We start from the raw sequence: 18,352 nt of genomic DNA, 5'->3' as shown, positions 1-18,352 counted from the left end.
CCGGGAGTCACCAAGATTCTTGTCGAATCGAGGCGAGCCGCCGACCACAGGTCGCCAAGAATCTTGGCAACCACCACGCGCGCAGCCCGATCGACCGGGAACCGGGTGCGGTTGTCAGGCCTCTACCGGGCATGACGACGACGAGGCGGGACGTGTTTCGGGTAACCGGCGCGCTGTTGGCCGGTACCGCCGGGATCGGGGCGGTCACCGCCACCGCCGGCTGCCAGTTCCGGCCCGGCGACCGGGCCAACGACCAGGCCGGCGAGGAGACCGACCCACGCAATTCGGCCCCGGGCGACGCGCTCGTGGTCGAGTTGGCCGAGGGCAAGCTGGCGGTGGTCGAGGCGTCGACCGGGCGACTGTTGGTCCAGCCCGCCCCGGCGGTGGTCAGCGGCGACGGACGCCGCCTGGTCCGGATCGAGCGCCCAGGCAGCGACACCGCGTCGCAGCGCCCAGCCGGCGCTACCGCCTCGCAGCGCCCGGACGGGGGTACCCGGCTGACCAGTCATCAACTGCCGGACGGCGCCACCGTCAGCGCCGGCACCCTGACCGGGGCGCTGGCGGTCCGCACCACCTCCGCCGACGGTGAGCTGGTGGCGCTCGCCGACGACGCCGGGCCGGGACACACGCCGTACCGGCCGGGGCCTCGGCAGCGGACCACGATCGTGGTCGCCGACGGTGCCGGCCAGCGCCGTCGACTGGAGCTGCCGGGCAACCTCGAACCGGAGGCGTTCGACGTGTCCAACCAGGCACTTTTCGTCCTCGACTATCTGCCGCCGACCGCGCCGGACCGGTACCGGGTACGGGTCGTCGACCTCGCCTCCGGGCGGGTCGAGCCGCTGCTGACCCGGCTCAAGGCGGTGGTGCCGGAGGGTGCCGAGGAGGAGATGCGCGGCGAGGGCCGGCAGGCCGTCCACCATCGGCAGCGCAATCGGCTCTTCACGCTCTACACGCACCAGCCGGACCACGTACACACCCGGGACCGGATCGCCGCCACGGCGGACCCGGGCGGGGCCCGGGACGACGCCCCGCACGTGCACGCCTTCGTGCACACCCTCGACCTGACCGAACGCTGGGCGTTCTGCGTCGACCTGCCGGCGCCGTTCGGCGAGCGGCCGGCGGCCGGGCACACGATCGCGCTGAGTCCGGACGGCAGCCGGCTCTATGTGGCGGACACCGGCTCCGGCGCCCTGGCGGTGATCGATCCCGAAGGGCTCACCGTGCTGAACGTCGTCACCTTCGACGCGCTGCGCGACGCCACCGCCGGGCCGGGCGGTGCGGCGCCAGCCGCCGCGAGCGTCGACGGTGCCGGGATGCTGCTGGTCGGGGCCGGCCGTGAGGTGGTCGGGATGGCGGCCACCGCTGGCGGGGGCCGGGTGCCGCGCTGGTCGACTCCGGCGGAGGTACGCGGCCTCGCCGGCCCACCCGACGGCTCCCGGCTGTACGTCGGCCAGCCCGACGCCGTACTCCGGGTCGACCCCGCCAGTGGGACGGTACGGCAGCGTATCGCCGTACCCGGGCTGGTGGCCCTCCGTCAGGTCGTCCCCGCCAGCGGGAACTAGCCGGGCCGAGCCGAGCGGCCGAACCAGCCGGGCCGGCAGACTAGCCGAGGCCGCCCGGCTGGTCTCCCTTGACCACGGGTGCCCGGACCAGGTTGCCCCACTCGGTCCACGAGCCGTCGTAGTTACGCACCCGGGGGTAGCCGAGCAGGTGCCGCAGCACGAACCAGGTGTGGCTGGACCGCTCGCCGATCCGGCAGTACGCGATCACGTCGTCGTCCGGCGACAGCCCGAGCTGGTCGGCGTAGATCGCCCGCAGCTCGTCGGGCCCCTTGAAGGTGCCGTCGTCGTTCGCCGCCGACTTCCACGGCTTGCTCAGCGCGCCCGGGATGTGCCCGCCGCGCAGCGCGCCCTCCTGCGGGTACTCCGGCATGTGGGTCAACTCCCCGGTGTACTCCTTCGGGGAGCGGACGTCGACGAGCGGCCGGGCCGCCGCGATGTGTGCCAGCACCTGGTCCCGGTACGCCCGGATCGGCGCGTCGTCCCGCTGCGGCGTCGGATAGTCCGCCGGAGGCCGCTCAGTCTTCTCCCGGGTCAGCTCCCGCCCCTCGGCGACCCACTTCTGCCGACCGCCGTCGAGCAGTCGTACATCGGAGTGGCCGAAGAGGGTGAAGACCCAGAGCGCGTAAGCCGCCCACCAGTTGAAGTTGTCGCCGTAGAAGACGATCGTGTCGTCCCGGCCGATCCCCTTCGCCGCACAGAGTTTGGCGAACGCCTCGGCGTCGAGATAGTCCCGGGTCACCTGGTCGTTCAGTTCCAGGTGCCAGTCGACCTTGACCGCGCCCGGAATGTGACCGGTCTCGTAGAGCAGCACGTCCTCGTCCGACTCGACCACCACCAGGCCCGGCTGGCCCAGGTGTTCGGCCAGCCACTCGGTGGTGACCAGACGCTGCGGGTCGGCGTAACCCTGGAGGCTCGGTGCGGGATCGCTCGGCATCGGCATGTTGCCCACCGTACGCCGGGCGGTCGCTGGAGGAGGTCCGCTCTCCTCGGTTACCGTCGTCACATGGCGGAGCCGACCCGGACAGGCGTACGACACGAGGGTCGGACCTTCCGGCGCGAGGACTGGTACGGCGACGAGTTCGTCGAGCACGAGTACGTCGACTGCGAGTTCTTCGACGTCGACCTGACCGAGGCGAGGCTGGACCGGGTCAGTTTCACCAACTGCGCCTTCGGCAACGTCAGGTTCAACGCCTCCCGGCACGCCGACTCGGCCTTCCTGCGCTGCACCTTCACCAGGTGCAACTTCTTCGAGGCCGAGTTCGCCGGCTGCAAGCTGGTCGGCAGCACCTTCGTCGAGTCGGCGGTCCGGCCGTTGACGGTGCTCGGCGGGGACTGGTCGTTCGTCGGTCTGCCCGGTGCCGACCTGCGCGGCGTGACGATCCAGGGCGTACGGATGCGCGAGGCGGACCTGACCGGCGCGAACTGCACCGACGCGATCCTGACCGACGTCGACCTCTCCGGCGCGCAACTGCGCGCGGCCCGGTTCGTCCGGACCGACCTGCGCGGCAGCGACCTCAGCACGCTCGACCCGACCACCGTGGAACGCTCCGGCGCGATCGTCGACCAGAGCCAGGCGATCGTGCTCGCCCAGGCACTCGGCTTCCAGGTCGGCTGAACACCGCCCCGGCCACTGTGGCAAGGCCAGGCCGGCCGGTCACCGCAGGGAGGCCGGCGGGTCAGTCCACGAAGGGCTGACCTTGCTGGTACGGCGCCAGCACCGGGCGCTTGGCGGTGATCGTGTCTCCGGACGACCGGCCGGTGATCCGGCGCCGGACCCAGGGGGCGAGGTGCTGCCCCATCCAGCGCAGATCCGCACCCCGGGCCGCCAGCCACGGTGTCGGGGCGGGCCGGGGCGGCACCACCAGCCAGCCGTCGTCGGGTACGACGTCGAGCGCGGCCAGCACCCGAGCCGCGACCCGGCGGTGCCCGACGGCCGAAAGGTGCAGCCGGTCAGGGCTCCACAGCACCGGGTTGAGGAAGACGTCGTCGGCGAAGAGGTCCACCAGTTTCGCCCCGTGCCGCTGGGCCGTCTCGCCCACCGCCCGGTTGAGCATCGCCACCCGGGGGGCGATGAGCCGCTGCCCCGGCAGCCGGGCCATCACGTCGGCGAACCGGAACACCAACACGTCCGCCCCGGTGGCCCGGAACTCGGCGATGACCTGGTCGAAGCGCTCGACCAGGGGGCGCGGGTCGAAGTTGCGGCGCAGTACGTCGTTGCCACCTGCGGCGAAACTGACCAGGTCGGGGCGCATGGCGAGGGCTGCCGGCACCTGTTCGGCCACGATGTTGCCGAAGAGCCGGCCCCGGATCGCCAGATTGGCGTACCCGAAATCCGGCCCGGCCTGGGTGGCGAGGGTCGCGGCCACCAGATCGGCCCAGCCCCGGAAGCTGCCGTCCGGATATGGGTCGTCCAGGCCCTCGGTGAAGCTGTCCCCGACCGCCACGAAGTTGCGCCAGCGCACGTCGCGCCTCCCCCTGTACCGCTCTCCCCACCGATCGACCGATCTCCCCGCCGATCGACCGGGGGCCAGTCTGTCAGCCCGGCCCCGCCCCGATCACGCCCGGCGCCCGAAGGTGACCGGGACCGCACGCCCGCCCGGCGACGCGCAATTTGCGGTGCCCCGCTCCGGCCGGCGGGTCTAGGCTGCCGGGATGCTGCTACGGATGTCCACGCTGTTTCTGCGTACGCTGCGCGAGGACCCGGCCGACGCGGAGGTGCCGAGCCATCGGTTGCTGGTCCGGGCCGGTTACGTCCGTCGCGCCGCCCCGGGCGGCTACACCTGGCTTCCACTCGGCCGGCTGGTGCTGGACCGGATCACCGAGGTGGTCCGGGAGGAGATGGTCGCGATCGGCGGCCAGGAGGTGCTCTTCCCGGCCCTGCTGCCCCGGGAGCCGTACGAGACGACCGGCCGGTGGACCGAGTACGGCGACGACATCTTCACCCTCAAGGACCGGCGTGGCGCCGACTACCTGCTCGGCCCCACCCACGAGGAGATGGCCGCCCTGCTGGTCCGGGACACCTTCACCTCGTACCGGGACTTCCCGGTCTCGATCTTCCAGGTGCAGACGAAGTACCGCGACGAGGCGCGGCCCCGGGCCGGACTGCTGCGCGGGCGGGAGTTCCTGATGAAGGACTCCTACTCCTTCGACCTGGACCGGGCGGGGCTGGCGGCGGCGTACGACCGGCACCGGGCGGCGTACCAGCGGATCTTCGACCGGCTCGGGTTGTCGTACACGATCGTCGCGGCCACCTCCGGCGCGATGGGCGGCTCCGCGTCGGAGGAGTTCCTCGCCTCGACCCCGGTCGGCGAGGACACCTTCGTCGGCTGTACCGCCTGCGACTACGCGGCGAACACGGAGGCGGTGACGACTCCGCCGGCCCCGGCCGGCGACGTGCACGCCCACCCTCCGGCGCAGGTGCACGACACCCCGGAGACGCCGACCATCGAGAGCCTGGTCGCGCTCGCCAACGACCGGCAACTCGGCGGCCGGACCGACTGGACGGCCGGCGACACCCTCAAGAACGTCGTCGTCGAGCTGCACCGGCCCGGCTCGGACGAGCCCGAGTTGCTGGTCATCGGCGTACCCGGGGACCGTGAGGTCGACCTCAAGCGGCTCGGCGCGGTGCTCAGCCCGGCCACCGTGTCGATGTTCGACGGCTTCGCCGAGCGACCCGAACTGGTTCGCGGCTACCTCGGCCCGCAACTGCTGGCCAAGCTCGGCATCCGTTATCTGGTCGACCCCCGGGTGGCGCCCGGCACCGCCTGGCTGACCGGCGCCAACGAGCCGGGCCGGCACGCCACCGACGTGGTCTGCGGGCGGGACTTCACCCCGGACGGGACGATCGAGGCGGTCGAGGTCCGGGCCGGTGACAGGTGTCCGGCCTGCCGGCCCGGAGCGCTGACGATCCGCCGGGGCATCGAGATCGGGCACGTCTTCCAGCTCGGCCGGCGCTACACAGACGCGTTCCGGGTCGACGTGCTGGGCCAGGACGGCAAGCCGGTCCGGCTGACGATGGGCTGCTACGGCATCGGGGTGTCCCGGGCGGTGGCGGCGATCGCCGAACAGCACCACGACGAGCGGGGACTGGTCTGGCCGGCGGCGGTGGCGCCGTGCGACGTACACCTGGTGGCGGCCGGCAAGGGGCCGCAACTGGAGGCGGCGCTCGACCTCGGCGGGCAACTGGCCGCACGCGGCCTGCGGGTGCTGGTCGACGACCGGACGCACGTCTCGGCAGGGGTCAAGTTCGCCGACGCCGAGCTGATCGGCATCCCGCGCACCGTCGTGGTCGGCCGCCGCTGGGTCGACGGGTACGTCGAACTGCGCGACCGCGCCACCGGAGACCGCAGCGAACTCTCGGCGGCGGAACTGCTGGCCCGGCTGACCGGGCCGACCGGTCCCGGCTCGGCAGGTCCGGCATAGGCGCTCACCGGGTCGTCCGCACTCGCTCGGTGGGGAAACCATTTGTGCGGGCGACGATCACGACGACCAGCACCGGCACCAGCAGCGCAAGGACGCTCCAGGGGAAGGACGAGGTGCCGAGCCGGTCGAGGAGGACGCCACCGACGACTCCGCCACCGGCCATGGCCACGTTCCACAGCGTGACGAGCATCGCCTGTGCAGCGTCTGCCGCCTCGCCGCCCGCGTCGCCCACGGCAGTCTGTAGGAGGGTGGGGGCGCCACCCCAGCCGAGGCCCCAGAGCGTGACCGCGGCGTAGACCAGGGCGGGGCTGTCGGCCAGCACGGCCAGGATGGTGGCTGCCACGGCGACAAGGAACACGCTGGTGATGGTGAGAAGCCGCAGTCGGCGGTGGATGTGCACGCCCACGATCCAGATGCTCACCATGGAGGCGGCGCCGAAGACCAGCAGTACGAGGTCGGTCGAGCCGCCCATGTCGCGATGCTCGAGGAACGTGGCGACGTAGGTGTAGAGGATCGTGTGCGCCAGGACGAAGACCAGGGTGACGGAGAGGACCGCCGGCACGCCGGGGAGGGTGAACGCGTGCGACATTGGGGTACGGCGGCCCTCGGTCCGCTGTCCGGGGTGGTCCGGGACAGCCACAGTGATCCATCCGAGCAGGACGACGGTGAGCCCGGTCATCAGGAGGAACGCCACCTGCCAGTTCACCGCCTTGCCGACGAAGGTCCCCGCGGGCACGCCCAGCGACAGCGCGACCGGAATTCCTGCCATGGCAATCGCGATGGCCTTGCCCTGAAGATGAACGGGTGCCATGCGGCGGGCGTATCCGGCGAGCAGTGCCCAGGCCAGGCCTGCGGCCACCCCGGCGACGAACCGGGCCGCCATGGTCAGGGGATAGCTCGCCGAGAGTGCGGTGACGGTGTTCGCGGCGGCGAAGCCTGTCATCGCCGTCAGCAGCAGACGCTTGCGCCGCCAGCCCGCGGTGGCTGCGGTCAGCGGGATCGCGGTGACTGCGGTTCCGATCGCATAGATCGTCACCGTCTGCCCGGTGGCGGATTCGCTGACGTCGAGATCGGCACTCATCGCGGGCAGCAGACCGGCGGGCAGCGTCTCGGTCAGGCTGGTGATGAAGACCGCCGTGGCGAGTGCGAGGAGCGCCGGCAGGGGGAGTTTCCGGTCGGTGCCGGAACCGGTCGGCCGTACGGGCTCCGTGGTGTGGGTTCGCATGCTGCGTATGCTCGAACCATCACATTGATGTGAAGGTCAAACCGCCGGTTGATGAGGTAGGTCACATGCGAATCGGAGAGCTGTCGGAACGCACCGGCACCCCTCGGCGGCTGCTGCGCTACTACGAGGAGCAGGGACTGATCCTGCCCGATCGCTGCACGAACGGCTACCGCACGTACGACGAACGCTCCGTGGACCGGGTCATGCAGATCAGAGGGCTGCTCGACGCCGGACTGCCGACCCGGATCATCAAACAGATCCTTCCCTGCCTCGACAAGCCCCGGGCCATCCACTTCGCCGACGCGACCCCGGAGATGATCGCCACGCTGGAGGACGAGCGCGATCGCATGGCCGAGCGCATCAGGTTCCTCACCCGCAACAGGGATGCGATCACGGAGTATCTCGACGCGGTACGCGGCGCCGATCGTCCAGATGCCGCCCCCGAAGCGTCTACGACGTCCTGACCCGCTACACCTGGTCCGTCGGCCGGCTGACCCGGCGGGACCGCTGTGCCTGGTAGAACCGCTGGCAGTCGGCGTACCGGGGCAGCAGGTCGGCGGCGCGCAGCTCGGCCAGGCCGGGCGCGTCGGCGTCGCGCTCGGAGAGGATCGGGTCGAGGTCGGCCGGCCAGGGCAGCGCCAACTCCGGATCCCGGACGTGCACGACCCGCTCCCGGGCCGGGGCGTACCGGGCGGAGCAGAGGTAACTGACGATGCTCTCCTCCTCCAACGCCACGAAGGCGTGGCCGAGCCCCTCGGGCAGGTAGACCGCGCGGTTGTCGATTGTGTCCAGCCGGGTCACCTCGTGCCTGCCGAAGGTCGGTGAACCGACCCGCAGGTCGACAACCATGTCGAGTACGGCGCCACGCGGGCAGTAGACGTACTTGCCCTGGCCGATGGGTACGTCCGCCCAGTGCACGCCCCGGATGACGCCCCGCCGGGAGACGCTCTGGTTGGCCTGGGCGACGGTGAGTTCGAAGCCGAGCGCGTCGGCGAAGACCTCCGCGTCGTACCAGACGAGGAGCCGGCCCCGATCGTCGCTGAACTGCTGCGGAAGGAACTCCCAGGCACCGGGAATGGACAGCTCGGTGGCCTTCACTCGCACCTCACAGCGTCGCTCGGATCTCTCCGGCTTATCGGGGCCAACCGCACGATACCGTCCAACAACCCAGAGTGGCCGATCAGAAACCCGACATGGTGTTAGCGTGCCGCCCAGGGGGTAGCAGGTGGTATCGGGAATTCGGGGGTTCGGAGGAACATCGTGACTGAGGTCAGAGTCCGTGACGTGATGACCAGGACGATCGTCTATCTGCCCGCGGCCACCACTCTGGACGAGGCCGCCCGCGCCATGCGGGACGCCGACATCGGCGACGTGGTGGTGACGGACGGGCCGAGCCTGTTCGGCATGGTGACCGATCGGGACATCGTGGTCCGGGCGGTTGCCGAGGGCAGTGACGCCCGGCAGACCACGATCGGCTCGGTGGCCTCCCGGGAGATCGTGATGATCGAGCAGAACTCCACAGCCGCCGACGCCGCCGTCCTGATGCGGGAGCGGGCCGTACGCCGGATCCTGGTCTGTGACAACGACCGCGAACTGGTCGGCATCGTCTCCCTCGGCGACCTGGCGACCCTCCTCGACCCGTCGGCACTGAGCGAGATCAGCGAGCCCAGCCCGCGCCCGTGAGGCACCTCGGTAGCCTGGGATCCATGCCGCAGTCGATGCCGCCCAAGCTCGCCGAGATCGTGGCGGAGTTCGCCGCCGCCCCCCGGGACGTGGTCCTCGAGATGCTGCTGGAGTTTTCCGACGCGGTGCCACCGTTGCCGGCGGAGTTGGCCGGCCACGCCGGGATGGAGCAGGTACCGGAGTGCCAGACGGCCTTCTTCCTGCGTGCCGAGGTGGCCGCCGACCGTACCGTCACGACCTGGTTCGACTGCCCGCCGGAGGCGCCCACCACCCGGGCCTTCGCCGGGATCCTGGCCGAAGGGCTGGCCGGGGCGAGCGCCGACGAGGTACTGGCCGTGCCGGACGACCTCTACCAGCGGATGGGGCTGGCCCAGGCGATCAGCCCGTTGCGGGTACGCGGCGGCAACGCCATCCTGGCCCGGCTCAAGCGGCAGGTCCGGGAACAGCTCGACTGAGCGCGGCGACGGGGAGCCAGGAGCCCTGGCCGGGCGCCCGGCGACGTTTCACGTGCAACGGTATCGACGGTTGTCTTTCAGGGTGCCGCTGGTGGCCGTCCGTTCCACCTCGGCGAGCATCAGCCGAAGCGACAGGCTGTGCCGCTCGGGAGGCAACCGGTCGAGCGCCCGCCGGGCATGGTCCAGACCACCGGCCGCGTCCCCGGCGGAGGCCATCATCAGGCCCCGGTGCAGTTCGATGTGCGTGGCGAACCGGGGCAGGCTGGCCGGTCGGGTCCGGTCCGCCGCGTCCTGTGCGGCCACCGCTCCCGGGTGGCCGAGCCGGGACAGCAGCATCGACTCGAAGGTGTGGAAACGCCACAGTGGCACCGCGAAGTCGGAGATCTGCTCTGAGCTGCCGGCCGTGTCGAAGACCCGGCGGGCATCGTCCAGTTTCGACAGTGCGCCGCCGGTGTCGCCCCGGCAGGCGGCGACGTGCGCCTGCGCGGTGAGCGCGTTCAGCCGGCCCAGGGTCGGCCGCTCGGAGAGCCCGGCGGCCTGCTCGGCGAGGCGGGCGGCGACCGGCAGGTGCGCGCCCTCGTACGCCAGCGCCAGGGCGGCCCGGCCGCGTACCCAGACCCGGGTCTCCAGGTCGCCGGAGCGGTCCGCCGCGATCGCGGCCATCTCGTACGACCGGATCGCTCCCCGACCTCCGTCGTTGCCGGGCAGCGTCTTGCCGTGCACCGTCATCAGCCGGGCGGCGACGCCCCACAGGTGCGGGCTGTCCAGCTCCTGTTGCAGCACGACGAGATCGGCGGCGAGCCGGCCCCGCAGCTCGGCGGCACCGAGCGACATGTAGTCCTGCCCGTACCCCTCGGATCGGGCGACCCAATCGTCGACGTCCCGCCGTGGCCCGATGGCGGCGGCGAACCCGTGCTGCACCAGCTCGGCCACGGCGGACGAGACGACGACTGTCGCGGCGATCGCCAGGGCACCTCTGCGGTTCACGCTGTCTCCCAACACCCGCTCGTAGGCGAGAACCAGATCCGGGGTGGCCGGCCGCTTGCCGAGCTCGACGTTGCACAGATGACTCTTGCTGTAGTTGGTGCGCGCCGCCATCTGGGTCAGGGTGACCTGGGCGTCCGTACGCGCCACCCTCAGCCTTGCGCCGACGTGATCCATCCGTCTACCGCCTGTGCGCTCCGGAAAACACCTGAAAACCGCGCCTACTATCGGTAGTTCTCTGATTACGGGAATGTGGGGATGTGGATCGCTTCAGTTCGATGTGGCACCGATCAATGTTCTACCGCTTCCGGGCGCAGATCGTAAGCCTGGAGTGACCTCGGGATCGGGGCCCGGACAGGAGTTCCACGGCTCGCGGGTATGACACGACTCGACCTCATCGGCCTCCAGGTCGGCTCGTGATCGGTCCACGCGGGACCGGGGCGCGTACCCGCTGTCTTCCCCTGGGAGGCGGGGGCGCCCCTGCCGGGTGCGGCGGCCGTGCCGGCGGCCGCCGCACCTCCCGGGCAGCTCAGGAGGCGACTCGTGGGTGCGAGTGCGGCGGTGCGCCCCGGCGTACGCCGCAGGCGCGGCAGGCGGAGATGACCGGGGCAGCCGCGCGCCGGACACGGAATCGGATGGTGCTCTCCGCCCGGCTCATCGTGATCGAGCACTGGCCGCGCGACGACGGCCGTTGCCCTATTTGCAAATTGCCGTCCTGCCGGGCACTGGCGACGGCACGCGCTTATTTAGAAATGGTGAACGATCAATTCGTACCCACGCACCCGCTCGTCGATGTGGTAGACATCGACAGCCATGCCACCCCAGGGGAGGGGACGACCAGCGCCGAGCCGGTCGACGGGGGCGAAGGGGAGTGTCAGGGATGAGCGAGACGACGCTGTGCCTGCCGTGCGCACTCGCCCTGCGCCCGCCGGTGACCGAGCCGCCGCACAGTTGTCCCGGGCAGGTACGCCTGGTCTCCGGCACCGGCCAGGTCCGGGTCGTGCTCTGCGGGTGCCGGATCTGCTGGCCGGACCGCTCCACCGAGCAGCCAGCGCAGCGGCCGGCGGAGTCGTCAGCCGGCGACTTCCCGGGCGAGCCCCTCGACGACCTCGGCGTTCGGCAGGAGCCCGAGGGCGGCACCGGGTAGCGCGATCTTGCTGTGCCGGACCCCCGACCCGACGATCACGTACGGCGTGCCGAGCACCCGCGAGTCGACAAGGATCGGCCACGAGTCGGGCAGCCCGATCGGGGTGATGCCGCCGTACTCCATGCCGGTCAGCTCGACGGCCTCGGCCATCGGGGCGAAACTCGCCTTGCGTACGTCGAGGTGGCGGCGTACCACCCCGTTCACGTCGGCCCGGGTGGTGGCCAGTACGACGCAGGCCGCGTACCTGACGATCCCCTCCCGCTTGCCGGCCACCACCACACAGTTCGCCGACACGTCCAGCCCGACGTCGTAGGCGGCACAGAAGGCGGCGGTGTCGGCCAGGGTGGCGTCGATCGGTGCCACCAGGATGTCGTCGACGCCGACCGGGGAGTCGGCGGGCCAGCGGTGCAGGGCCTCGGTCACCGGCGCGGCGAGCAGGTCCTGACGGGTCCGGGCCGGCTCGGTCTTCAGGGTTCCCATCACGTCAGTGATCCTCGCACCGCCCGGGACACGGCGAGTGCCGACCCCGGCGGGGACGGCGGTCAGCTGCCGGCGAGGAAGGCGTTGTCCGGCACCAGGGTGCGCTCCCGGAGCCGGTCCCGTTCCGGTGCCTCGGCGGCCCGCTCCCGCCGCAGTTGGACATCCTCGATGCCGTGCCGGACGGCGAACCGGATCACGCCGTAGAGGAAGACGAAGCCGCAGACGTACATCATCGCGGCCAGAGCCATGTAGATCATGCGTTCGAGGGTAGGTGAGACGATACGGAGGTTTTTCGCGTTCCGGACGTTATCGCCCGGTCGGGTGGTCCGGGTACGCCGGTCAGTCGGGCCGGGCGTGCGGTTCCGGTGCCGGCTGCCGCAGTACGGCGTCGAAGACCTGCGCCAGTTCGGCCGCGTCCTCGCCGGCGTGGTGCGTGTGCGGGATACCGGTCAGGCCGAGCGCGTGCTTGATCCGGCCCTTGTGCGTACCGGCCCACTCGGCACCGGTCCGACCCATCCAGTAACTGCGCAGATCCACCCCGGAACCGGTCGCCCCGAACGGGCTCCGGCCGGTGAACCGGACGAAGTACCAGTGCACGAACATCCCGTCCCAGACGGCGGGAGCGGCCAGGAAGACGGGCCGGCCCTGCCTGCGCAGCCCGTTCACCCAGTTCGCCGCGGCGGTCATCGCCACCTCGGCCGGCGGTGCCTCCCGGAGCAGACGCTCCCGGTCGAGGCCGGAGACGGCGAGTGCCTGCGGCACGAACTCGTCGGAGATCGGGCGCAGCTCGGTGTAGAAGCTCAGCTCGGGTCGCCCGGCCACCGCCATGCCCAGCGAGATCATGCTGTACGGCCCGGGGATCGGCCCGTCCGCCTCGACGTCGACCGCGACGTACAGCTCAGGAAGATCAGCCACGGCATCAGCTTGCGGCGGCACGCCGGCCCGGTCCAGCCAATTCCGTCCGCCGATCCACCTACGGCGGTATCCAGCACACCTGAATATTGGTTGAGGTACGCCGGGTTATCCTCGACCAGTGACCGAACCCGCACACACCCTCACCGTCGGACAGCTCGCCGAGCGCAGTGGTGTCGCCGTCTCGGCCCTGCACTTCTACGAGGCCAAGGGCCTGATCGCCAGTACCCGGACCAGCGGCAACCAGCGCCGCTACGGCCGGGACACCCTGCGCCGGGTCGCCTTCATCCGGTTCGCCCAGCGGGTCGGTGTGCCGCTGGCCCAGATCCGGGAGGCGCTGGCCAGCCTCCCCGAGGAGCGCACACCCACCCGGGCGGACTGGGCCCGGCTCTCGGCCGGGTGGCGCGGCCAGCTCGACGAGCGGATCCTCGCCCTGCAACGACTCCGCGACAACCTCTCCGACTGCATCGGCTGCGGCTGCCTCTCGCTGGACCTGTGCGCGCTCTCCAACCCCGACGACATGATGGCCGGTACCGGTTCGGGGCCGCGCCACCTGCTCGCCGGGCTCACCGGGACGGCACCCGTGCCACCGGAGCCGGTCGACGCCCCGGACGGTAGCTGCGGTGCACCGGACGTCTGCACCACGGACAGCCCCGCCGTGGCCCGTGTTTGACGACCGGAAGACCCCCTGCCGGAAGCGGGCAGGCATAAGGCCGCGCTGACCGGGAAGCCAGGGCCGATCCACGGCTCTTGGAGGGTGAGATGCGGTACCCGAGTGCGGCCAGCGACAACCGCCCCACCGCACGGCGGACCGGCCGGCCGGCAGTCCGGCCTGGTCGATGACGCCACTCGGGCTGAGGATTCCCGGCATCGACCTGCGCCGCCTCCACCTGCCCGCCCTGCCCGAGACGCTGTCGCCGCGCACGGTGCCGCAGCTCGTCGCCGGAGTCGCGCACGAGGCGGAGTCGATGGTGGGCCGGGCGGCCCGGGTCGCCGGGCTCAAGCGCCGCGCTGTCTGGTCCCGGCCCGGCCGACACCACATCGAGGTGCACGGTATCGCCCAGCCCGGCGGCGAACGGCTGGCCAGGCAGATCGAACAGGCCCTGGAAGGGCTCTCCGGGGTCGAGTGGGCGCGGGTGAACGCGCCCTCCGGGCGGGTGGTGGTGGCGGTCGGCACGCCCCCGCCCCGACTGCGGTCGCTGATCGCGGTGATCGCGGCCGTGGAGCGTACCGACGGACGGGAGCCAGACCCGGACTGCCCGGAACCGCATCCCCCCGAGGAAGGTCCCCGGACCCGGGGGGCGATGACCAGGATCGCCACCGATGCGTTCGGGCTCGGCCTGTCGGCGGCGGTCCAGGTCATGCCCTTCATCCGGGCACCGCGCGAACTCGCCGGCATGCTGCGCGCGGCGAACCTGCATCCGAAGCTGCACGCGCTGGCCGGGCGCGGACTGGGCAGCGACCACCGGGCCGACTCCTGGCTGCCGCTCGCCACGGTACTGGCGCAGGGCGTGACCGGCGGCTGGGCCGGAATCCTGCTCGACGGCGCCCAGCGGGCCCTGCAGTGGGGCGAGGCCCGCGCCCAGCTGGCCGCCTGGGAGCAGGTCGAGCCGCTGCTCGCCGGCACGCCGGAACGGGCCGGGGCGGTACCGCCCTCGAACAAGCGGCCGCATCCGAAGCCGGACGGCCCGATCGAGCGGTACCAGAAACGGTCCCTCGAATCCGGCGCACTCGCCGGCGTCGCCGCGCTTCCCCTGGCCGGCGGCAAGCGGGCCGCCGCACTCGCGTTGAGCGGCCTCCCGGCCGCGGCCGCCGCCGGGCGGGAGGCGTACGGCGCCAGGCTCGGCTGGCTGCTCGCCCGCCGGGGCGTGATCGCCATGGACCGTACGGTGCTGCGCGAACTCGAACGCCTGGACGTGCTGGTACTCGACGCCGCCGCGCTGCGTTCCGATCGGGGAGTACTGGCCGACCTGCTGCCGCTGCCCGGCGTCGACGCCGAGAAGGCGGCGGGACGGGCCTTCGACCTGTTCGACCCGGAGAGCCCGGATCGGGTACGCGACGCCGACGGTTGGACCCTCGGCCCGGTCGACGCGCTGCGGCTGCCCGCCGGGGCCGGGGCCGAGCAGATCGAGCAGCTCCGCCCCGACGGCGGTACCCTGCTCGGCCTGACCACCGGCGACCGGCTCGCGGCGGTGGTCCGGGTCGCCGCCGAACCCGCACCCGGGATCGACGCGTTGCCGGCCGCTGCCCGGCGGGCCGGCCTGCGACTGCTGGTCGCCGACGACAGCAGCCACGGCAACGACGGCGGGAACGGGAACGGCAGCGGCGGGAACGGCAACGGCACGGGCACGGGCGGGGGCGGACACGACTTCGCCGACGGGCACCTGCCCGGCGGTCCCCGGCTCGCCGGCTCGATCCGGTCGTTGCAGTCCGAGGGGGCGGTGGTCGCCCTGGTCTCCGGTGACCCGCGCGCGCTGGCCGCCGCCGACTGCGGACTCGGGGTGTGGCACGCCGACGAGCCGCCCCCGTGGGGCGCCCACCTGCTGGTCGGCTCCGACCTCGGGGCGGCGGCGCTGGTGATCGGGGCCGTCGAACTGGCCCGTACGGTCGCCCAGCAGAGCATCGCGCTCTCCGCCGGCGCCAGCGGGCTCGGCGCGATCGCCGCGTTCACCACCGCACGGCGGCAACTGCCGGACCGGAGCCTGGCAGCGGTGAACGCCGCCGCCGGACTGGCGTTCGGAAACGGGGTCTGGCGCGCCGGCCGGTTGCCGCGGCGGAGTACCTCGGCCGCCGCGCCACCGACGCCGTGGCACCTGATGCCGGTGCGGACCGTGCTGGACCGGCTCGGCAGCGACCCGGCAGGACTGTCCACAGCAGAGGTGGACCGGCGCGGAACGGCAGCCTCGGTCGGCCCGGCCGAGGCCGTCGACCTGCCCCGGGCGTTCGTCGAGGAGCTGTCGAACCCGCTCACCCCGGTGCTGGCCGGCGGGGCCGGGCTCTCCGCCGCGGTCGGTTCGGTGGCCGACGCCGCGCTGGTCGGTGGCGTGATCGGGCTGACCGCGCTGATCGGCGCCGCACACCGGGTCAACACCGAACGGTCGCTGGCCGAGCTGCTGTCCCGGTCGGCGGTGACCGCCCGGGTCCGCCGGGACGGCACCGAACGGGTGGTCGCCGCCGACGAACTGGTCCCCGGTGACATCGTGGCGCTGGATCCCGGCGACGCCGTCCCGGCGGACTGCCGGGTGGTCGAGGCGGTCGGGCTGGAGGCCGACGAGTCGTCGCTGACCGGTGAGTCGCTGCCGGTGGCGAAGACCAGCCAGCCGGTGGTCGCCGCCGCGGTGGCGGAGCGCCGGTCGATGCTCTACGAGGGAACCACCATCGCCGCCGGGCGGGGCCTGGCCGTGGTGGTGGCGACCGGCGCGGACACCGAGGTCGGCCGGAGCATGGCGTTGGCCGGCGAGGCTGTCCCGACCAGCGGGGTCGAGGCCCGGCTCGGCCGGCTGACCAGGATGTCGATCCCACTCGCCGCGAGTTCGGCGGTGGCGGTCGCCGGGGCCGGGCTGCTCCGGGGCGTACCGCTTGTGCAGTCGGCCGGCACCGCCGCCAACCTCGCGGTCGCCTCCGTACCGGAGGGGTTGCCGTTCCTGGTCAGCGCCGCGCAGTTGGCCGCCGCCCGCCGGCTGGCCGAACACGGCGCGCTGGTCCGCAACCCGCGCACCATCGAGGCGCTGGGCCGGGTCGACGTGCTCTGCTTCGACAAGACCGGCACGCTTACCGAGGGCGAACTGATGTTGGCCGGAGTCGGTGACGGCGAGCGGTACGCCGACCTCGACGGGCTGGACAAGCCACTGCGTGGCGTACTCGCGGCGGCGTTACGGGCCACCCCGGCGGCCGAGTGCCCGGAGGAGGTCAGCCAGCAGACCGACCGGGCGGTGCTGACCGGGGCACGGCGGGCCGGCGTCGGCACCGGCACCCGTACACACCCGTGGCACCAGAGGCACGCGCTGCCGTTCGAGCCGTCCCGGGGCTACCACGCCACGGTCGGCAGGTACCGGGGACACCATCTGCTCAGCGTGAAGGGCGCACCGGAGACGATCCTGCCCAGGTGCGCCCGGCACGGCGACCGGGGCCTGGACGAGGCGGGCCGGCGGGCGCTCCAGGAGACGCTGGACCGGCACGCCGGGGCCGGCCAGCGGGTGCTCGCGGTAGCCGAACGGAACCTGCCCGGCGACACGGTCAGCGAGGACGATGTCCGGGAACTGACCTTCGTCGGCTTCCTGGCCCTCTCCGACGGCGTACGCGACAGCGCCGCCCCGGCGGTGCGCCGGATCCGGCAGGCCGGGGTGCACACCATCATGATCACCGGTGACCATCCGGCCACCGCGGAGGCGATCGCCGCGATCATCAGTACCGACGACACCGACCAGCGGGTGGTCACCGCCACCGAACTCGACCGGCTCGACGACGACGCCCTCGCGGAGCGGCTGGCCCGGACCGACGTGGTGGCCCGGTGTACGCCGACGCACAAGGTACGGATCATCCGGGCGTTGCAGAAGTGCGGCCGTACGGTGGCGATGACCGGCGACGGTGCCAACGACGCGCCCGCGATCCGGCTCGCCGACGTCGGCATCGCGCTCGGCCAGCGGGGTACCCCGGCCGCCCGGGCCGCCGCCGACCTGGTGGTCACCGACGACCGGCTCGAAACGATCATCGCCACCCTGGTCGAGGGGCGCGCCATGTGGTCCTCGGTACGGCACGCGCTGAGCATCCTGGTCGGCGGCAACCTCGGCGAGATCGCGTTCAGTGTGCTCACCGCCGCGCTTACCGGCCGGTCCGCGTTGAACGGCCGGCAGATGCTGCTGGTCAACCTCCTCACCGACCTGGCTCCGGCGATGGCGATCGCGATCCGGGCGCCCCGGGCGGAAAGCATGGACGGCCTGCTCACCGAGGGGCCCGAGACCTCGCTCGGCGCCACCCTCAGCCGGGAGATCGCGTTGCGGGCCGGCACCACGACCCTCGGTGCGACCACCGGCTGGACGCTGGCCCGGTACACCGGCACCCGGCGCCGGGCCGGGACTGTCGCGCTCGCCTCGCTGGTCGGTACCCAGCTCGGCCAGACCCTGCTGGAGGGCGCGACGAGCCCCGGCGTACTGGCCTCGACCGCCGTTTCGGTGGCGGTACTCGCCGGGGTGATCCAGACTCCGGGGCTGAGCCACTTCTTCGGCTGTACCCCGCTCGGGCCGGTCGGCTGGGGAATCGCCGCCGGCAGCGCGCTGAGCGCCACCCTCACCAACACCGTCGTCGACCGCCTGATCACCCCGCCGACCGCCGACGGCCACGACGACGGGACCGGCGACACCAACCGGATCGGCGACACCGACGGAACCGCCGGTACGCGACCGACCGGTGGTGCCGCCGCGAACCGCGACGGCACCACCGACTCCAGCCGATTCGGCAGTTGAACCCCGACCGATCTCCCGGG

At 72.4% G+C, this 18,352-nt stretch carries 17 protein-coding genes and 1 pseudogene; 10 read left to right on the top strand and 8 right to left on the bottom strand.

Annotation, left to right across the window (positions count from 1 at the left end; translation table 11 throughout):
* Positions 1–131 precede the first annotated feature (131 nt).
* Complete coding sequence (locus CLT71_RS22605) at positions 132–1,562, top strand: hypothetical protein (RefSeq protein WP_143743543.1); 1,431 nt, start codon at positions 132–134, stop codon at positions 1,560–1,562.
* Between the two features lie 40 nt (positions 1,563–1,602).
* On the opposite strand, the gene CLT71_RS22600 is transcribed toward CLT71_RS22605, so the two are convergent.
* Complete coding sequence (locus CLT71_RS22600; RefSeq protein WP_101371695.1) at positions 1,603–2,502, bottom strand: sulfurtransferase; 900 nt, start codon at positions 2,500–2,502, stop codon at positions 1,603–1,605.
* A 63-nt stretch (positions 2,503–2,565) separates the two neighbouring features.
* Between CLT71_RS22600 and CLT71_RS22595 the strand changes: the two genes are divergently transcribed.
* Entirely contained in the window at positions 2,566–3,177 is a 612-nt protein-coding gene (locus CLT71_RS22595) for a pentapeptide repeat-containing protein (protein WP_101368864.1), read from the top strand.
* 61 nt (positions 3,178–3,238) lie between these two features.
* Here the strand turns inward: CLT71_RS22595 and CLT71_RS22590 are convergent, their stop codons facing one another.
* On the bottom strand, positions 3,239–4,024 hold the full coding sequence (locus CLT71_RS22590; protein ID WP_101368863.1) for an SGNH/GDSL hydrolase family protein: 786 nt from the start codon (positions 4,022–4,024) through the stop codon (positions 3,239–3,241).
* A 190-nt stretch (positions 4,025–4,214) separates the two neighbouring features.
* On the opposite strand from CLT71_RS22590, the gene CLT71_RS22585 reads away from it, so the two are divergent.
* On the top strand, positions 4,215–5,984 hold the full coding sequence (locus CLT71_RS22585) for a proline--tRNA ligase (RefSeq protein ID WP_101368862.1): 1,770 nt from the start codon (positions 4,215–4,217) through the stop codon (positions 5,982–5,984).
* Positions 5,985–5,988: 4 nt separating this feature from the next.
* Here CLT71_RS22585 and CLT71_RS22580 read toward each other — a convergent pair whose 3' ends face one another.
* Complete coding sequence (locus CLT71_RS22580) at positions 5,989–7,209, bottom strand: MFS transporter (RefSeq protein ID WP_101368861.1); 1,221 nt, start codon at positions 7,207–7,209, stop codon at positions 5,989–5,991.
* A gap of 65 nt (positions 7,210–7,274) precedes the next feature.
* Between CLT71_RS22580 and CLT71_RS22575 the strand changes: the two genes are divergently transcribed.
* On the top strand, positions 7,275–7,673 hold the full coding sequence (locus CLT71_RS22575; RefSeq protein WP_101368860.1) for a MerR family transcriptional regulator: 399 nt from the start codon (positions 7,275–7,277) through the stop codon (positions 7,671–7,673).
* A 4-nt stretch (positions 7,674–7,677) separates the two neighbouring features.
* On the opposite strand, the gene CLT71_RS22570 is transcribed toward CLT71_RS22575, so the two are convergent.
* Positions 7,678–8,307 (bottom strand): dTDP-4-dehydrorhamnose 3,5-epimerase, encoded by a 630-nt coding sequence (locus tag CLT71_RS22570; protein ID WP_101368859.1) that lies wholly within the window; start codon positions 8,305–8,307, stop codon positions 7,678–7,680.
* Between the two features lie 162 nt (positions 8,308–8,469).
* Between CLT71_RS22570 and CLT71_RS22565 the strand changes: the two genes are divergently transcribed.
* Both CLT71_RS22565 and CLT71_RS22560 read left to right on the top strand, forming a co-directional pair.
* Entirely contained in the window at positions 8,470–8,892 is a 423-nt protein-coding gene (locus tag CLT71_RS22565; RefSeq protein ID WP_101368858.1) for a CBS domain-containing protein, read from the top strand.
* Between the two features lie 23 nt (positions 8,893–8,915).
* A complete protein-coding gene (locus CLT71_RS22560) occupies positions 8,916–9,347 on the top strand; it encodes a SufE family protein (RefSeq protein WP_101368857.1) in 432 nt (143 codons plus the stop codon).
* Between the two features lie 48 nt (positions 9,348–9,395).
* Here the strand turns inward: CLT71_RS22560 and CLT71_RS22555 are convergent, their stop codons facing one another.
* Positions 9,396–10,508 carry a helix-turn-helix domain-containing protein gene (locus CLT71_RS22555; protein ID WP_101368856.1) on the bottom strand — a complete coding sequence of 371 codons (1,113 nt, stop codon included), beginning with the start codon at positions 10,506–10,508 and terminating at the stop codon, positions 9,396–9,398.
* Positions 10,509–10,966: 458 nt separating this feature from the next.
* Between CLT71_RS22555 and CLT71_RS22550 the strand changes: the two genes are divergently transcribed.
* Together CLT71_RS22550 and CLT71_RS36565 are read left to right on the top strand one after the other, a co-directional pair.
* On the top strand, positions 10,967–11,215 hold the full coding sequence (locus CLT71_RS22550; protein WP_199188009.1) for a hypothetical protein: 249 nt from the start codon (positions 10,967–10,969) through the stop codon (positions 11,213–11,215).
* Positions 11,212–11,478 (top strand): hypothetical protein, encoded by a 267-nt coding sequence (locus tag CLT71_RS36565; RefSeq protein WP_143743541.1) that lies wholly within the window; start codon positions 11,212–11,214, stop codon positions 11,476–11,478. The genes CLT71_RS22550 and CLT71_RS36565 overlap by 4 nt, the downstream gene beginning before the upstream one ends.
* On the opposite strand, the gene CLT71_RS22545 is transcribed toward CLT71_RS36565, so the two are convergent.
* From CLT71_RS22545 to CLT71_RS22535, 3 genes are all read right to left on the bottom strand, one after another.
* Positions 11,404–11,958 (bottom strand): YbaK/EbsC family protein, encoded by a 555-nt coding sequence (locus tag CLT71_RS22545; protein WP_101368854.1) that lies wholly within the window; start codon positions 11,956–11,958, stop codon positions 11,404–11,406. The genes CLT71_RS36565 and CLT71_RS22545 overlap by 75 nt on opposite strands.
* Before the next feature lie 62 nt (positions 11,959–12,020).
* Entirely contained in the window at positions 12,021–12,215 is a 195-nt protein-coding gene (locus tag CLT71_RS22540; protein WP_101368853.1) for a hypothetical protein, read from the bottom strand.
* 82 nt (positions 12,216–12,297) lie between these two features.
* Positions 12,298–12,873: an exonuclease gene (locus tag CLT71_RS22535; protein WP_101368852.1), complete on the bottom strand. Its 576-nt coding sequence runs from the start codon at positions 12,871–12,873 to the stop codon at positions 12,298–12,300.
* A gap of 118 nt (positions 12,874–12,991) precedes the next feature.
* On the opposite strand from CLT71_RS22535, the pseudogene soxR reads away from it, so the two are divergent.
* Positions 12,992–13,429, top strand: a pseudogene (gene soxR, locus CLT71_RS22530) (redox-sensitive transcriptional activator SoxR); the annotation flags it as partial.
* A gap of 280 nt (positions 13,430–13,709) precedes the next feature.
* Positions 13,710–18,332 carry a cation-translocating P-type ATPase gene (locus tag CLT71_RS22525; protein ID WP_101368850.1) on the top strand — a complete coding sequence of 1,541 codons (4,623 nt, stop codon included), beginning with the start codon at positions 13,710–13,712 and terminating at the stop codon, positions 18,330–18,332.
* Positions 18,333–18,352 lie beyond the last annotated feature (20 nt).

Source organism: Plantactinospora sp. CNZ320 (assembly GCF_002846275.1).
Note: the sequence above shows the minus strand (reverse complement) of the source record. Positions and strands in the feature narration are given on the sequence as shown.

What these genes read in the sequence shown, in the direction of transcription:
- CLT71_RS22605 (WP_143743543.1), top strand. Translation starts at nt 132, where the DNA reads ATGACGACGACGAGGCGGGACGTGTTTCGGGTAACCGGCGCGCTGTTG.
- CLT71_RS22600 (WP_101371695.1), bottom strand. Translation starts at nt 2,502, where the DNA reads ATGCCGATGCCGAGCGATCCCGCACCGAGCCTCCAGGGTTACGCCGAC.
- CLT71_RS22595 (WP_101368864.1), top strand. Translation starts at nt 2,566, where the DNA reads ATGGCGGAGCCGACCCGGACAGGCGTACGACACGAGGGTCGGACCTTC.
- CLT71_RS22585 (WP_101368862.1), top strand. Translation starts at nt 4,215, where the DNA reads ATGCTGCTACGGATGTCCACGCTGTTTCTGCGTACGCTGCGCGAGGAC.
- CLT71_RS22580 (WP_101368861.1), bottom strand. Translation starts at nt 7,209, where the DNA reads ATGCGAACCCACACCACGGAGCCCGTACGGCCGACCGGTTCCGGCACC.
- CLT71_RS22575 (WP_101368860.1), top strand. Translation starts at nt 7,275, where the DNA reads ATGCGAATCGGAGAGCTGTCGGAACGCACCGGCACCCCTCGGCGGCTG.
- CLT71_RS22560 (WP_101368857.1), top strand. Translation starts at nt 8,916, where the DNA reads ATGCCGCAGTCGATGCCGCCCAAGCTCGCCGAGATCGTGGCGGAGTTC.
- CLT71_RS22555 (WP_101368856.1), bottom strand. Translation starts at nt 10,508, where the DNA reads ATGGATCACGTCGGCGCAAGGCTGAGGGTGGCGCGTACGGACGCCCAG.
- CLT71_RS22550 (WP_199188009.1), top strand. Translation starts at nt 10,967, where the DNA reads ATGGTGCTCTCCGCCCGGCTCATCGTGATCGAGCACTGGCCGCGCGAC.
- CLT71_RS36565 (WP_143743541.1), top strand. Translation starts at nt 11,212, where the DNA reads ATGAGCGAGACGACGCTGTGCCTGCCGTGCGCACTCGCCCTGCGCCCG.
- CLT71_RS22545 (WP_101368854.1), bottom strand. Translation starts at nt 11,958, where the DNA reads ATGGGAACCCTGAAGACCGAGCCGGCCCGGACCCGTCAGGACCTGCTC.
- CLT71_RS22540 (WP_101368853.1), bottom strand. Translation starts at nt 12,215, where the DNA reads ATGATCTACATGGCTCTGGCCGCGATGATGTACGTCTGCGGCTTCGTC.
- CLT71_RS22525 (WP_101368850.1), top strand. Translation starts at nt 13,710, where the DNA reads ATGACGCCACTCGGGCTGAGGATTCCCGGCATCGACCTGCGCCGCCTC.